13 protein-coding genes are annotated in these 14,145 nt (G+C 68.1%); 6 read left to right on the top strand and 7 right to left on the bottom strand.

All coding sequences use genetic code 11. The features are described 5' to 3' along the window. Positions 1-234 precede the first annotated feature (234 nt). The gene (gene tgt / locus FB390_RS04655) at positions 235-1,488 is read left to right on the top strand and encodes a tRNA guanosine(34) transglycosylase Tgt (protein WP_141807839.1); all 1,254 of its coding nucleotides are present in this window, start codon (positions 235-237) and stop codon (positions 1,486-1,488) included. 359 nt (positions 1,489-1,847) lie between these two features. On the opposite strand, the gene FB390_RS04650 is transcribed toward tgt, so the two are convergent. Continuing rightward, positions 1,848-2,630, bottom strand: a complete 783-nt coding sequence (locus tag FB390_RS04650) for a queuosine precursor transporter (protein WP_141807838.1) — start codon at positions 2,628-2,630, stop codon at positions 1,848-1,850. Positions 2,631-2,812: 182 nt separating this feature from the next. Between FB390_RS04650 and FB390_RS04645 the strand changes: the two genes are divergently transcribed. After that, positions 2,813-3,370: a DUF4190 domain-containing protein gene (locus FB390_RS04645; RefSeq protein ID WP_141807837.1), complete on the top strand. Its 558-nt coding sequence runs from the start codon at positions 2,813-2,815 to the stop codon at positions 3,368-3,370. A gap of 269 nt (positions 3,371-3,639) precedes the next feature. Here FB390_RS04645 and FB390_RS04640 read toward each other — a convergent pair whose 3' ends face one another. Genes FB390_RS04640 through FB390_RS04630 form a run of 3 tightly spaced genes read right to left on the bottom strand, consistent with a single transcriptional unit; the run spans position 3,640 to position 5,965 of the window. Next, entirely contained in the window at positions 3,640-4,401 is a 762-nt protein-coding gene (locus FB390_RS04640) for an RDD family protein (protein ID WP_141807836.1), read from the bottom strand. 46 nt (positions 4,402-4,447) lie between these two features. Continuing rightward, positions 4,448-5,395, bottom strand: a complete 948-nt coding sequence (gluQRS, locus tag FB390_RS04635) for a tRNA glutamyl-Q(34) synthetase GluQRS (protein ID WP_141807835.1) — start codon at positions 5,393-5,395, stop codon at positions 4,448-4,450. A gap of 24 nt (positions 5,396-5,419) precedes the next feature. After that, complete coding sequence (locus FB390_RS04630; protein ID WP_141811544.1) at positions 5,420-5,965, bottom strand: DUF309 domain-containing protein; 546 nt, start codon at positions 5,963-5,965, stop codon at positions 5,420-5,422. Positions 5,966-6,385: 420 nt separating this feature from the next. On the opposite strand from FB390_RS04630, the gene FB390_RS04625 reads away from it, so the two are divergent. Continuing rightward, positions 6,386-6,595: a DUF397 domain-containing protein gene (locus FB390_RS04625; protein WP_141807834.1), complete on the top strand. Its 210-nt coding sequence runs from the start codon at positions 6,386-6,388 to the stop codon at positions 6,593-6,595. 77 nt (positions 6,596-6,672) lie between these two features. On the opposite strand, the gene qcrB is transcribed toward FB390_RS04625, so the two are convergent. Next, positions 6,673-8,319: a cytochrome bc1 complex cytochrome b subunit gene (gene qcrB, locus FB390_RS04620; protein WP_141807833.1), complete on the bottom strand. Its 1,647-nt coding sequence runs from the start codon at positions 8,317-8,319 to the stop codon at positions 6,673-6,675. 119 nt (positions 8,320-8,438) lie between these two features. On the opposite strand from qcrB, the gene FB390_RS04615 reads away from it, so the two are divergent. Then, positions 8,439-10,049, top strand: a complete 1,611-nt coding sequence (locus FB390_RS04615) for a WS/DGAT/MGAT family O-acyltransferase (protein ID WP_185756940.1) — start codon at positions 8,439-8,441, stop codon at positions 10,047-10,049. 10 nt (positions 10,050-10,059) lie between these two features. Here FB390_RS04615 and FB390_RS04610 read toward each other — a convergent pair whose 3' ends face one another. Further along, complete coding sequence (locus tag FB390_RS04610) at positions 10,060-10,512, bottom strand: hypothetical protein (protein WP_141807831.1); 453 nt, start codon at positions 10,510-10,512, stop codon at positions 10,060-10,062. Between the two features lie 145 nt (positions 10,513-10,657). Here FB390_RS04610 and FB390_RS04605 point away from each other — a divergent pair, with 145 nt between their 5' ends. Next, positions 10,658-12,886, top strand: a complete 2,229-nt coding sequence (locus FB390_RS04605) for a hypothetical protein (protein ID WP_246124234.1) — start codon at positions 10,658-10,660, stop codon at positions 12,884-12,886. After that, positions 12,883-13,329, top strand: coding sequence for a GtrA family protein (locus FB390_RS04600; protein ID WP_141807830.1), 447 nt, complete (start codon positions 12,883-12,885; stop codon positions 13,327-13,329). The genes FB390_RS04605 and FB390_RS04600 overlap by 4 nt, the downstream gene beginning before the upstream one ends. 22 nt (positions 13,330-13,351) lie before the next feature. Here the strand turns inward: FB390_RS04600 and FB390_RS04595 are convergent, their stop codons facing one another. After that, on the bottom strand, positions 13,352-14,032 hold the full coding sequence (locus FB390_RS04595; RefSeq protein WP_141807829.1) for a hypothetical protein: 681 nt from the start codon (positions 14,030-14,032) through the stop codon (positions 13,352-13,354). Positions 14,033-14,145: the final 113 nt, after the last annotated feature.

Raw genomic sequence — 14,145 nt, 5'->3', positions numbered from 1 at the left:
GCAGTAGACGGGCGGTCGGCCGGAGGGCGCGGTGGTCGAGCGGTGTCCGGCGAGGACCGCAGGGTGCGGTGTGCGGCGGGGCAGTCGACGGCGGCGGCCGGAGGGCGCGGCGTGCGGCGATGACAGCGGACGGGTGTCGGATGGCCGGTGCCGGCTGGCAACGATGGCGCCGGGCGGGCGGCGGGGCGATTGCAGTGGGCGGGTGGCGCGGAGCGTGTAGGGACGCCTGAGAGGATGAGTGGCGTGTCAGCACCGGAATCGTTCTCCTTCACCGTCGGCGCCCGGCTGGACGGACGGCACGGTCGGTCGGGTGTCATCCAGACGCCGCACGGCGCGATCGCGACGCCCGCGTTCATCCCCGTCGGCACGAAGGCGACGGTCAAGGCGGTGCTGCCGGAGACGATGAGCGAACTCGGCGCGCAGGCGCTGCTGGCCAACGCCTACCACCTCTACCTGCAACCGGGCGCCGACATCGTGGACGAGGCGGGCGGACTCGGCGCGTTCATGAATTGGCCCGGGCCCACCTTCACCGACAGCGGCGGCTTCCAGGTGATGTCGCTGGGCGTCGGCTTCAAGAAGGTGCTCGCGATGGAGGCCGTCGACGTGCGCAGCGACGACGTGATCGCGGCGGGCAAGGAGCGCCTCGCCACCGTCGACGACGACGGCGTCACCTTCCGCTCGCACCTGGACGGCTCCAAGCACCGGTTCACCCCGGAAGTCTCGATGGGCATCCAGCACCAGCTCGGCGCGGACATCATGTTCGCTTTCGACGAGCTCACCACGTTGCTGAACACCCGTGCCTACCAAGAGAAGTCGCTACAGCGCACGCACGAATGGGCGCAGCGCTGCATCGACGAGCACGAGCGGCTGACCGCTGCCCGCACCCACCGCCCCTACCAGGCGCTGTTCGCCGTCATCCAGGGCGCGCAGTACGAAGATCTGCGCCGCAAGGCATGTCGTGAACTGGAGGCGATCCGCGGCGCGGGCGGAACGGGTTTCGACGGTTACGGCATCGGCGGCGCGCTGGAGAAGCACAATCTCGGCGCCATCGTCGGCTGGTGCTGCGACGAACTTCCGCAGGACAAGCCGAGGCACATGCTCGGCATCAGCGAGCCGGAGGACATCTTCGTCGCGGTGGAGAACGGCGCGGACACCTTCGACTGCGTGAATCCGTCGCGCGTGGCCCGCAACGCGGCCATCTACGTCGCCGAGGGCCGCTTCAACATCAACACCAGCCGTTTCCGCCGCGATTTCACCCCGATCGACGAGACCTGCGACTGCTACACCTGCGCGCACTACACCCGCGCCTACCTCCACCACCTCTTCAAAGCCAAGGAGATGCTGGCCGCCACCCTGTGCACGATCCACAACGAGCGCTTCACCGTCCGCCTGGTCGACCGGATCCGCGCCAGCATCGACGACGGCAACTTCGACGAGTTCAAAGCGGAAACGCTGGGCCGCTGGAAGGGCCGGATCCGCACGCCCTAGACCGGGCGTCAACGCCTGCGCGCGCAGCCAGGCAGAGGCGCGGCGCACGCGCTCGACGCGGTGTGCACGCTAAACCGGCAGACGCACCAACTCCGCCGACGCGCTCGACGGCGGTGTGTGCGCTCGCGCGATAGATGCGCCGGCCCCGGCGCACGCGCTCGACCACGGTGTATGCGCTGGCCCGGCGGACGCGCTGGCCCCGGCGCACGCGCGCGATTGCGGTGTGCGCCGGGGCGGTCGCGTCGAATCCGCGCGTGGCCCGGCTTGCAGGCTGCCGTCGGGGCGCATGCGGCAGCGCCATCCAGGCCGACCTTCGCCTGCGCTCTGGCCGTGCGCGGAGGCGCGGTATGTGGTGCGCCCTAAGCGTGCAGCGGGTCGACCGCGCGGGGCGCGTAATCGGGTTCGTGCTTCTTCAGTAGTGCGATCACCCGGTAGGTGATCGGCATGACGAGTACCTCGACCAGCGTCTTCCACAGGAAGCCGATGATCACGTAATTCACGAACTGCTGCCACGTTTCGATGCCGATGGCGCCCGCGGCGATCGAGCAGAAGATCAGGGTGTCGGCGAATTCGCCCACGATGGTCGAGCCGATCAGCCGGGCCCACAGGTATTTCTCCTTGGTCCGTTCCTTGATCAGCACCAGCGTCGCGGAATTCAGCAGCTGGCCGACGAAATACCCGGCGAGACCGGCGATCACCAGCCGCGGCACCGGCCCGACGATGGCGCGCAGCGCCTCTTGGTTCTCGTAGAAACCCGCGGAGGGCAGGCGGAGCACGATCGCGAAGCACAGCACGGTCAGCACCAGGGCGCCGAAGCCGTAGTAGATGGCGCGCCGGGTGGCGCGGAAGCCGTACACCTCGCTCAGCACGTCGCCGAGAACGTAGGCCAGGGGGAAGAGGAAGAACGCGCCGTCGGTCACGATCGGCAGGATCTGGAACGGTCCCACCGTGACCGATTCGTCGCGGAAGAATTCGACGCCCTTGGTGGCGCAGATATTCGAAATGATCAGCGTCGCGGTGAACAGCGCGACGATCGGTGTGTAGTACCCCCGCGCGACCTGGGCGAATGCCGCGTGGTCCGGCGCGGGGCGTCCAGACCCGTCGTGTTCTTCGGATTTATGCACATCACTCACGGGCATCATCCTCCCAGCCGCGGCTCGTCCGTGTCGGCCTGTCGGCTGTGACGCCCGGCCGCGCGCAACCCGACGGAACCGAAGCGGGCCCGAGTCCGCCTGCGCTGATACGGGTACCTCCGCCTTCGCCGAGGCTGACCCTGCGCAATCAAGGCGGGCCCGAGTCCGGCTGCGCCCATTACGCTGTACCCATGACGAATCCCGGCGATTCCGACGAGTGGTGGAAGCAGTACGGCGGCCAAGGCGTGTCGCCGGACTCCGGCGCCCAGGGCTCGGTACCGCAGTATCCGAACTCCGAACCGACCGGGTACCCCTCCGCCCCGCAGTACCCGCAGCAGCCGCCGCCTTCGCAGCCGCAGTATCCGCAGCAACAGCAGCCGTACCCGAACTACCAGCAGCCGGCGGGCGGCTCGCCGTACAAGTCGGGACCGACGCCCTACCCGCAACAGCCGAATTACGGCTATCCCCAGGGCTATCAGCCGTACGGCACGCCACCGAGCCAGGGCTCCAACGGACTGGCGATCGCCGCGATGATCGTCTCCATCGCGGGTGTCGCGTCCTGCTGCTTCTTGCTGCCCAGCATCATCGGCTTGGTGCTCGGGGTCGTGGCGCTGAACCAGATGAAGCAGTCCGGCAACTACGAGGGCAAGGGCATGGCCCAGGCCGGCGTGTGGGTCGGCGTCGGCGGCATCGTGCTCGGCGTCTTGTATTGGGTGCTCAACATCATCGGCATCGTCGCCGGGGTCTGAGAGTCGCGGAACGATCCGCGCCGAGAACGGCTCGCGCCGAATCGACTCGCGCCGAGAATGGCTCGCGCTGAACCGACCTGCGTCGAGAACGGCTCGCGCTGAACCGATTCGCGCCGAGAATGGCTCGCGCTGAACCGATTCGCGTCGAGAACGACTCGCACCGACTCGACTCGCGCAGAGAATGATGTGCGCCGAAACGACTCGCGCAGAGAACGACTCAGGGGCGCTCCCGATCGCCGGGAGCGCCCCTGAGTGTTTGCCGGAGTGGATCAGCCCTTGACGACCTGGGTGCCGCCAGCGAACTTGTCGTGCCAGCCCTGCTTGTTCGGGTCCTGCTCGATGGTGATGGCGATGTAGATGCCGAGACCGAACGCGATCAAACTGCCCAGGCAGTAGACGACGTTGGCCGCGAGGAAGACGTTGCGCTTGAGCGAGGTGACCGGGTCGATCTTGGCCGCGCCGCCGGGCGCGACAACCCGCAGGCCGAGGATCTTCTTGCCGAGGGTGGTGCCCTGCGTGGTCTCCATGCCGACGAAGTAGCCCAGTGCCGCGAGGCCGGACAGTGCGGTGGTGACGATGTCGGCGACGAAGCCGCCGCCGAGCGCCGCTCCCACGAAGAGGAGGAGGATGCCCGCCGGGATACCCACGATGAGGCCGTCGATCAGACGCGCGGCGAAACGCGGCCACAGTTCACCGGGCTGCGCGCCGCCGAAACCACCAGCCCCGTAGCCCTGCTGCTGCGGGTACTGCTGCTGGCCGTACGGATCCTGGTTGTATTGCGGCTGCTGCGCGTACTGCGGCTGCTGCCCATACTGCGGCTGCTGCTGCCCGTAGGGATCCTGACCGTACTGCGGCTGCTGCCCGTACTGCGGCTGCTGCTGGCCGTACTGCTGCTGCCCGTAGGGATCCTGACCGTACTGCGGCTGCTGCCCATACTGGGGCTGCTGCCCGTACTGCGGCTGGCCCTGCGGGTACGGCTGGCCGTACCCGCCCTGGGGATTCTGGTTGGGGTCGTACCCACCGCTCGTCATGCTGTGTCCTCGTGGTGATCGGTTGATCAGTGGTCGATTCGGTACGTTACGGACACCCGCTGGGTTGCAACAACCCGTCGACGGCCAGGATCCAAGGTTCGCGCGGCAGCCGCGCCGGATCGAAATGTTCGAGGAGCTGCGACGGCGTCCTCGCGGTATAGCCGAGCGAGTCGGCGAGCAAGCTCACAACCTGTTCGGGCGTGTTGCCGAGGGCACGCCGGTCGGCGAGCGTCACCGCGCCGTCGCGTTTGGCCAGTCGCTGACCACTTTCGTTGAGTACCAACGGCACATGCGCGTAGCGCGGAATGGGCAAGTCGAGCAGGCTCGCCAGGTAGGCCTGGCGCGGAGTGGACGGCAACAGGTCGTCGCCGCGCACCACCTGGTCGATGCCCTGCGCGGCGTCGTCGACCACCACCGCGAGGTTGTAGGCGGGCGTGCCGTCGCCGCGGCGCAGCACCACGTCGTCGACCGGGCCGCGGTAGCGGCCGTGCAGGTCGTCGACGACCTCGAAATCGGCGGCCGCGGCACGCAGGCGCAGCGCGGCGGGCCTGCCCTCGGCCCTGCGGCGCGCGCGAGCGTCGGCGCTCAGGGTGCGGCAGATTCCCGGGTAGGCGCCCATCGGTCCGTGCGGTGCAGTCGCGGCCTGCTGGATTTCCCTTCTGGTGCAATAGCACTCGTAGGTCAGACCAGCGGCGGTGAGCCGCTCGATGGCGGCGTCGTAGTGCGGCAGGCGCTCGGATTGGCGCACCACCGGGCCGTCCCAGTCCAGTCCGATGGCCGCGAGATCGGCGAGCTGGCGCTCCGCCGCGCCGGGGCGCACCCGATCGAGGTCGTCGATCCGCATCAGGAACCGCCGTCCGCTCGAGCGCGCGAACAGCCAGGCGAGCAGTGCCGTGCGCAGATTGCCCAGGTGCAGGTCGCCCGACGGGCTCGGCGCATAGCGGCCCGCGCCTCGGGCGAATGAGTCGAGCTGGGCGGCGGGCACGACTGCCATGGTAGGCGTCCGCACCGACGGCGCTCAGACGCGCAGCCGCGGCTTGAGGTCGTCCTCGGTGATCGCCGCGCCGGAGTCCAAGGCGGCGAGCAGCGCTTCGGCGCGCGCGATCAGTCCCGCGCCATCGATGTCATAGGGCAGAGCGCGGTTCGGGAGTTCTCCCGAGTCGTCCGCACTGCGGTCGTGACAATCGTCGTCCGAATTGCCGCTATCGCCTGGTTCGTAGGCCCGCAGCCGACCGACCGCGCGACCGAGCAGGGTCCGCGCTCCCTTCGGATTACCGCGTTGTATGTGCGTCAGACCGACCGCGTATTGCGCGAGTCCCTGCCACAGCATCCTTTCGGCGAACGGTCCGTTCTTCCATGCCGCCTCCAATACTTCGTGGGCGTTGAATGCCAGACCGTCATCCAAGAGTTGCTGCGCGAGGGTAAGAGTTTGCTGGGGCGGCAGATTCAGATCGTCCGGAATTCTCGGCACGCCCTCGCTACCGAGCGGTAGCGGGCGGCCGAACCGGTCTCGTGGGCGGGGGTTGCGGGCGCGACCTGCCTCGTCGCGTGGGCGTTCGACCATAAGATCCATGATCCACACTGTGTCCAGGCAGTGCCGCGAGAGGCCGGCCCGCGGTGCCTCGATCGACGGATCACAGACCAATCACACCGGAACAAATGTTTGTCCTCCGCGCCTTTTCGTCGGAAAGCTCAGGACCGGCAATGTCCCCGCAACTCAACGTCTTCGCAAGCTTGGCAAATGAGATGGTTGAACTGGCAAGAGACCGGCAAATACTTCGGTGAACCTGCTAGGGTTTAGCCCGCGGGGGCAACCCGCGGGGCGTATTCGCCCCGAACTTCAGTGCGATACCGCGCACCGATTCGGTTGCGCGCTACCACCAGGCGCACCACGGTATTCGGCGTTCCCCGCCGGATACCGGTGCTAGTTAGAACGATCTCGATTGGAAATTCTCGTTCTCGACGCAGCAAAGGAGCTAGTGCCGTGGAAGTTGATTTGACGGGCGCTGTGTGGCGTAAGAGCACATACAGCGGCCCCGACGGGAACTGCGTGGAAGTGGCATTTCTCGACGGTGGCAATGTGGCTGTCCGCGACACCAAGGACAAGGGCGTCGGCCCGGTCTTGGCGTTCACGCCGGGCGAGTGGGACGCATTCCTGAGCGGAGTGTCGGCGGGGGAGTTCGACAAGGCCTGAACGTTCCGACGAGCTGTCAGCACGGGCCCCGGGTCCAATCGGCTCGGGGCCTTCGCGCGCTCGAATTCTACTGTCGGCTATTCGGTTTCGTCGCGGCCGTGGCCGTTTCCGGTGGTGCGATCCTGATAGCGCCGCAACACCGCCAGCTGCCGGTGTTCCTCTTCGTGCTCGATGGCGAGGTTGCGGCTGGACTCGGCCGCCGGATCGGCGCGCAGGAAGCTGCCCGTGCCCGGCTTGCCCGCCGAACCGAGGCGGTTCATCTTCTTCGGCACCGCCGCGCCCTGGTACTCCAGCGGGATCGGGTGGCCGTGTTCGTCGACCGGCCCGAGCGGCTGGTGCACCTCGATGTACTCGCCGTGCGGCAGGCGCTTGACCACGCCCGTCTCGATGCCGTGGTCGAGCACCGTGCGGTCGCTGCGTTGCAGGCCGAGGCACAGGCGGTAGGCGATGAAGTACGCGATCGGTGGCCCGAGGAGGACGCCGATGCGGCCTGCCCAGGTCGTCGCGTTCAACGAGATGTCGAACTTGTAGGCGATGATGTCGTTGACGCAGGAGATCGTGAGGACCACGTAGAACGTGATCGCCATGGCGCCGATCGCGGTGCGCACCGGAACGTCGCGCGGGCGCTGGAGCAGGTTGTGGTACGCCTCGTGGTCCTTGGTGAGGCGCTTCTCGATCCAGGGGTAGGAGATCAGCAGCACGAACACCAAGCCCATGGTCAGCGCCACCCAGAACGAGGCGGGGACCGTGTATCGACCCAGGTACAGCTCCCACGGCGGCATGAGGCGCGCCAGACCGTCGGTCCACATCATGTAGAAGTCGGGCTGCGAACCGGCGGAGACCTGGGAGGGGTTGTACGGCCCGAGGTTCCAGATCGGGTTGATCTGGAACAAGCCGCCCATGAGGCCGACGACGGCGAGGGTGAAGGCGAAGAACGCACCCTGATCGGCGGCGAACACCGGCACGATGCGCGCGCCGACCACGTTGTTCTCGGTGCGTCCCGGTCCGGGGAACTGGGTGTGCTTCTGATACCAGACCAGCGCGATGTGCGCGGCGATCAGTGCGAGCATGATCCCGGGGAAGAGCAGGACGTGGGCGATGTAGAGGCGCGGGATGATGATGTCGCCGGGGAAGTCGCCGCCGAACATCAACCAGTGCATCCACGTGCCGATCACCGGGATCCCGATCGTGATTCCGGAGAACGCCGCCCGCAGGCCGGTGCCCGAGAGCAGGTCGTCGGGCAGGGAGTAGCCGAAGAAGCCCTCGAACATCGCCAGGATCAGCAGCAGCGAGCCGATCACCCAGTTCGCCTCGCGCGGCTTGCGGAACGCGCCGGTGAAGAAGATGCGGAACAGGTGCACGATGATCGAGGCCGCGAACAGCAGCGCCGCCCAGTGGTGGACCTGGCGCACGAACAGACCGCCGCGCACCTCGAAGGAGATGTTGAGCGCGGTCTCGTATGCCCGCGACATGCCGACACCGCGCAGCGGCTGATACGCGCCGTCGTAGGTGACGTGCGCCATCGACGGATCGAAGTACAGGGTCAGATACACACCCGACAGCAGCAGGATGATGAAGCTGTACAAGGCGATCTCACCGAGCAGGAACGACCAGTGGGTCGGGAAGACCTTGTTGATCGACCGCTTCATGAATGCCGCGCCGCGATATCGCTGATCTGCCGCATCAGCTTGTTCGCTGGTTGTTCGCGCGAGTCCGTTCGCCATGGCCGACACTCCGCTCGTGCGTGTGTGGAATGGGTCTACTACAGACGGTAGCAGCGTTGCCGCGCGGAATCGAGAGTTTTCGAAAGGGCTTGTGCGCAGTGCCCGATAAGGTCTCCCTCGTGAGTTCGATGGCGCCGCAGGACGCGACCATGTTCTGGCTGTCGGCCCGGACCCGCAACGATCTGTTCCTGCTCTACAGCTTCGCCGACACGGGCGCGCCGACCGAGACCCTGCGCACCGCCGTGGCGGCCCGCAGCGCGCGGATACCGGATCTACGGGTCCGGCTGCGTGAGACGCCCGGCGACCTCGGCTATCCGTCCTGGGTGTCATGTGAATACTCCGCGGATCAGTTCGTCGAGCACCCGCTGCCGCGCGCCGACTGGGCCGCGGTGGAGGCCGCGCTCGGCGACCTGCTCGCCACCGGCGTCGACGCCACGCTCCACCCGTGGAAGTTGCACGTCTTTCGCGGCGTCGCGGGGGCGCCCATGCGGGACGCAGACGACGAGCTCGCCACCGTGGTGGTGCTACAGATGTCGCACGCGCTGGCGGACGGGCGGCGGGCGGCGGCGATCGCGCGGGAGTTGTTCTCCGAGGAGGGTCGGGGCGAGTCGAGTGGATTGGGTGTCGCGGCTGCGCGCGCGGCGGATGTCCGGGCTGTCGGCGCGGAAGCGGCGCGGACGGCGAGGGCCGACTCGACAGGCTTGGCGGCCGACGAGAACGGTGCCGGATTTCGGGTGCGGCTGGAGTCTGGACGCGCGGCCGTCGGCCGGGTGGCTGGGCAGGTGGCGGGTGCGCGAAACCGCTCGGGCGCGACCGACGGCGTGGGTCGGACCAGGGCTTCGACGGTCTTCGAGTTCGCCGCCAACTGGTTTGCGGGCATACGGGATTCGAGCATGGCGGGGACGGTGTGGGGTGCCGCTCGGATACCCGCCGGGATGGTTCGGACGGCGGTTCGCGGATATCGCGCGTACCGGGCGCAGATGGAGTTGGCCGAGCTGACGGCGGCGGGAAAGGCGCCGCCGCCGGGTCCGGGGTTCGCGCCGAGTGCGGTGAACAAGTTCGGGGCCGAAGGGGTTATCCGTCATCGGGCGCGGATGATCGTGTGCGAGGCCGAGGAGCTTCGCGTTCCCGGCTGGACGATCACCGTGGTGGTGTTGACCGCCGTGTCCGTGGCGCTCGCCGAATACCTTGCGACGCGAGGTGAACCGGTTTCGCGGCTCGGCGCTCAAGTGCCGATGGCGCTGCCGGGTGCGTCGTTGTCCCACAACAACTATCGGAGCCTCGGCGTCGAACTCTTCATCGAGGAACCGGATCTGCGCCTGCAAGCCGACCGGATCGCCGCCGCACTCGCCGAACGTCGGCTCCGTGCTCGGCATCCGCTGCTGTCCGCTCAGGATCGCGTCACCGACGTGACCCCGGCCCCCATCCTGCGTCGTGACGTCGATCGCTATCCCATCGACAACGTGCCCGACTCGATCGCCGGTCACACGGTCGTCTCCAGCGTGTACCGCGGACCCGCCGATCTCACCTTCGGCGGCGGACCCGTCCGCTGCACCGGCGGCTTCCCCGCCCTCGGCGCGGTCATGCACCTAACCCACGGCGTGCACGGCCTCGGCGACACCGTCACCGTCTCGATCCACGCCGACGCGGCGGTCGTCGACCTGGATTCATACGCGGACTTGCTCCGCACGGCGCTGCGCGAGGTGGCGGCGACGCTCGCGGACCGCTGAAGGCAAACTGCTACCGCCCCTCCTCGACCAGCCGATCGAAGACCCGCCGGTAATAGTTGACGAAGAATTGCCGCCCCATCAACCGCGCCATCGCCAACCCCACCTGGGAGGACGGGCGCAGGGCGGTGTTGTCCCACACTCCGTGCACATCGCTGCCGCCGTCGTCGGCCGGCCGGATCGTCAGTTCGTGGAAGCTGCCCGGCGCGAGGTAATCGCTGTCGACCACCCGCATGCGCACCGTCCCCGGCGTCGACCAGTCGTAGTTCCAGCGCGCCGTGATCTTCGGAAAGTCCTGCCCCTCCAGCACGTCCGCCGTGTGCTCACCCACCTCGAACACCCGATACTGCCGCGCCGACAGCGCGGGCCACCGCCGCGGCCGCTCCGCGGAGAAATCGGTGTACAACTCGATTACCTGCTCCGGCGAAGCCACGGTATGCAGGTCGAACTCGAACCGAGTACGCATCTCCCTCGCTAACCACGGAAGCTCGCAGAGCCCGAGTCTAGGCCCGCCCACCTGCGCGTGAGTTCGCTTTTCGTCCACGCGGGGCGTGCTGGGGTTCATCTTGCGTTCGGTCGGGGGCGGTTGCCTGTAGGGTCTGGGACTCGTGGTGGACAGTGGAACTCTCGCTCCGCGCGAGGTGTACAAGTGGGGCTTCATCACCGGGCTCGGAGTGGTCGCGGGGTATGTCGCGGTTCTGCTGGCCAACGCTCGGCATTTCTATACCGACGACACGGAGTCCCAGTACGCCCCGCTGTGGGTGATGATGGGCAGGCGGCTGCGCGACGGTGACTTCCCGATGCTGGTGCCGGAGCACTGGATGGCGGGCAACTACACCATCGAAGAGGCCGGCCTGTTGAATCCGCCGCAGCTGCTGATCGATGTGATCGCGCCGTCGGTGGACAACCTCGCGCTGTACGCCACGGTGGTCAAGCTGATCTTCGCGATCGTGCTCGGCCTGGGCGTCTACCGGATCTGCCTGGCGTACGGGTCGCGGGCGCCGTGGGCGGCCCTGGCGGGCGTCGCCATCCCGTTCAGCGGCTGGTTGCTGTTCTTCGACGAGGCCAGCTGGATGACGGCGTTCACCGGTACCGCCTGGTTGGCGCACGCGTGGGCGTCGGGCGTGCGCTACGCGCGCGGGCGCTCGGGGCCGATCCCCACCTTCGTCTTCCTGTATCTGGCCATCTCGGTGCAGTACATCTTCCCGGCGGTCGAGGCCGGGATCATGATCGCCGCGGTGGCCGTCGGCGAGTTGGTCCACCAGCGGAAGTGGCAGCCGTCGCTGCGCTTGCTCGCGGTGGCGGCCTGCGCGGCGCTGGCCGGGCTCGCGACGTACCTGCCGAGCATGCTCTCGGCCAAGGTCACCTGGCGAGGCACCGCGCAGATCAACAACGAGCAGCTGCTGACCGTGCCGTGGTCGGAGTCGCTGAACGCCAGCCTGCCCAGCACCCTGCCCGCGTTCACCAGCTGGTGGGGTTACGTGCAGCCGATGCCGGTGGTCTACATCGCCTGGTTCGTCATCCCAGCGCTGGCCTTCGTCGACTGGCGCAAAGCGCTGGATTCGGCGCGCGAACTCACCGCGCCCGCGCTGTTCACGGCGATCGTGCTGATGTGGACCGCGGGCCCCGGCGCCATCGGCCCGCTGCGCTGGCCCGCCCGCGTGCTGCCGATGGTGGCGCTCGGGCTGCTGGTGCTCGTCTGCGTGCTGCTCGGCCGCTTCGCGACGTTCGACGACTGGCGCAGGCGCGGGCTGATGGCGGCAGGCTTGATCGGCTTGCTGTGGCTGCGTTCGGTTTCGGCCGCACCGCAGGAAGTAGTGTGGCACGTGGTCGCCGCCCTCGCGGTGGCGGCACTCGGCGCGGCCGTGGTGTGGCTGGCGCGTAATCGTGGCGCCGCGGCGGCGTGCGCGCTGGTGCTCGTCTCGATCTTCCCCATCGCCTACCTCCAGGTGTGGTCGGCTCAACCAACCCCGCTCGGCTGGAACCTGCCGGAGCAGCGCTCGGACATGAAGGCGGCCTTCCCCGATTTCCCCGGCACCACCCTGCAATTGGGCGACCGCGCCCTCATCCCGCGTGCGGAACGCACATTGGACGGCGCGTACGGATCGCTGGTCTTCGGCAACTACGCCAAGGATCTGGAGCTGACCTACGTCAGCGGATACACGCCGAACGGCCATTTCCAGTTCGGCGAGATGCTGTGCATGCTCTGGGACACCAGCGTCTGCCCAGACGCCTTCCGCAGGGCCTTCGCCGTCGAGCCGACCACCGGCAAGACCATCGTCGACCTGATGAAGGTGGACCGGGTCGTGCTGCACACCGCCCTGTTCCCGGGCGCGCGCAACCAGCCGGCGCCGCAGGGCTGGAAGTGGGTCGACTATCCCGGCCACGAGAAGTACATCGCCGTGCTCGAACGCGAGAACGGCCTGCTCTCGACGGTCGACGGCCGCATATCCGCCACGGACGGCGTGACCGCAACCTCCCTCGCCGAATCGGACACCACCAGCCGCGTCCGGGTGAGTTCGGAGCGCGGTGGCCGGGTGGTCTTCGCGCGACTGGCCTGGCCCGGCTACCGCGTCACCCTCGACGGCCGCGACCTCCCGTTCCAGAACGTCGCGAAAACCTTTGTCGCCGTCGATATTCCGGCGGGCACCCAGAACGCCGAGTTGGAACTCGCCTGGCGGCCGCCCGGCTGGCAGATCGGCGCGGCGAGCGCGCTGGCCGGGTTGCTCGGCGTCGGCGTGCTGCACTGGCTGTATCGCCGCGGCCGCCGGGAAGACGAGCCCGCCCCGACCCCCGCGGACGAGTCCGCCGAGGCCGAGCTGGCGGACGCCGTCCGATGAACTCCGTCGACCAGGCCGAACTGGATCCCGGGCCGCTGCTTCGCGTCGTGCGGCGGCAGGAGATCGCGTTCGCCATGGTCGGCATGGTGAACACCGGACTCGGCATCGCGCTGACGGTGATGTGGCTGGCGATCTTCGACGGCCGCGTCTCCGCAGCGCTCGCGCCCGCCGCCGCTTACAGCATCAGCATCGTGATCGCGTTCGTGCTGCACCGCACCCTGGTCTTCCGGGTGCGGGGGCAGGTAATGCGTGATTTCTTCGCCTTCGTCGCGGTGAATTCCGGTGGGCTGCTGATGAACATGGTGCTGCTGCAAGCGGCCGTCTCGCTGCTGCACCTGCCGAGCATTCCGTCGGCGGTCGTGGTGATGGCGCTGGTCGCGGTCGCGAGTTTCTTCGGCCACCGGCATATCTCGTTCCGCCGCAAGGCCGTCGAGCCGGTCTGATGGCGGCCCGGCCTTTTCGCGCCTAGGCGGCCGAAGCGGGGACGCGCTCGGCGGTCGGGAGCGGTTCGATGCCGAGTTCGGCCCGCGTGGCCTTGACGACCGAAAGCTCCTGCTCGACGGTGCTCGCAATGGCTTTGTGCCACAGCGTCCGGATGTCATCGAGATCTTCGACGGTCGCGTCGCCATCGAGGGTCAGCGTCAGCTTCTGGACGGTGATGTTCGCGGCGGCGGTGAGGGTGCGCAGCAGGTCTTCGCAGCGGTTGGGGAGGCGCGGGTTCGACAGAATGCGCAACCGGGTCACCGATCCGCCGCACTGCCCGATGCTTTCGTGCAGATCGAGGCCGAACCTGTCGATCTCCCCGATGTAGGTGAAGTCCTGACTGGACAGCTGCTGCCGGACCGTGGCCGAAGTCTCCAGCAAGGCGGTGACGGCCGCGAGCACCGACTCGCGCCGCCACTTCTCGTGCTCACGCTGCTCGGCAGATTCCGTATTCCGTTGCGCCGCTTCGATCGCGTCCCTGCTCCGCTGCTCGGCCGCCGCGTTGACCGCCTCCACGTTCCGCTGCGCGGCCTCCAGCGCGATGCTGCCGCGTTCGTCGGCCGCGTCGATCGCGCGACGGTTCGTGCGGTTGGTGAGGAGGACGCCGACCAGCACGACGAAGGCGACGACCAGGGAACTGAAGAGGGGAAGCCACTGAGTCACCCCGGAATCATCGCAGCCGAGGCGCGTTCCCCGCGTCGGCCTCGCCGACAACGCGTTCGGATCTCGGCGCGCCCGCCGTTACCTGGCGGTTCGGGGCGGGTCTTCTGGAGAGT

The organism is Nocardia bhagyanarayanae (assembly GCF_006716565.1).
In the GTDB taxonomy this organism is placed as follows: domain Bacteria; phylum Actinomycetota; class Actinomycetes; order Mycobacteriales; family Mycobacteriaceae; genus Nocardia; species Nocardia bhagyanarayanae.
The sequence above is the reverse complement of the archived record's forward strand: the minus strand, read 5'-3'. Positions and strand labels throughout refer to the sequence as shown.

Bases quoted from the DNA above. Each gene is read 5' to 3' on its own strand.
- FB390_RS04610 (WP_141807831.1), bottom strand. From the start codon at position 10,512: ATGCGTACTCGGTTCGAGTTCGACCTGCATACCGTGGCTTCGCCGGAG.
- tgt (WP_141807839.1), top strand. From the start codon at position 235: ATGAGTGGCGTGTCAGCACCGGAATCGTTCTCCTTCACCGTCGGCGCC.
- FB390_RS04645 (WP_141807837.1), top strand. From the start codon at position 2,813: ATGACGAATCCCGGCGATTCCGACGAGTGGTGGAAGCAGTACGGCGGC.
- FB390_RS04640 (WP_141807836.1), bottom strand. From the start codon at position 4,401: ATGACGAGCGGTGGGTACGACCCCAACCAGAATCCCCAGGGCGGGTAC.
- FB390_RS04630 (WP_141811544.1), bottom strand. From the start codon at position 5,965: ATGGTCGAACGCCCACGCGACGAGGCAGGTCGCGCCCGCAACCCCCGC.
- FB390_RS04600 (WP_141807830.1), top strand. From the start codon at position 12,883: ATGAACTCCGTCGACCAGGCCGAACTGGATCCCGGGCCGCTGCTTCGC.
- qcrB (WP_141807833.1), bottom strand. From the start codon at position 8,319: ATGGCGAACGGACTCGCGCGAACAACCAGCGAACAAGCTGATGCGGCA.
- FB390_RS04650 (WP_141807838.1), bottom strand. From the start codon at position 2,630: ATGATGCCCGTGAGTGATGTGCATAAATCCGAAGAACACGACGGGTCT.
- gluQRS (WP_141807835.1), bottom strand. From the start codon at position 5,395: ATGGCAGTCGTGCCCGCCGCCCAGCTCGACTCATTCGCCCGAGGCGCG.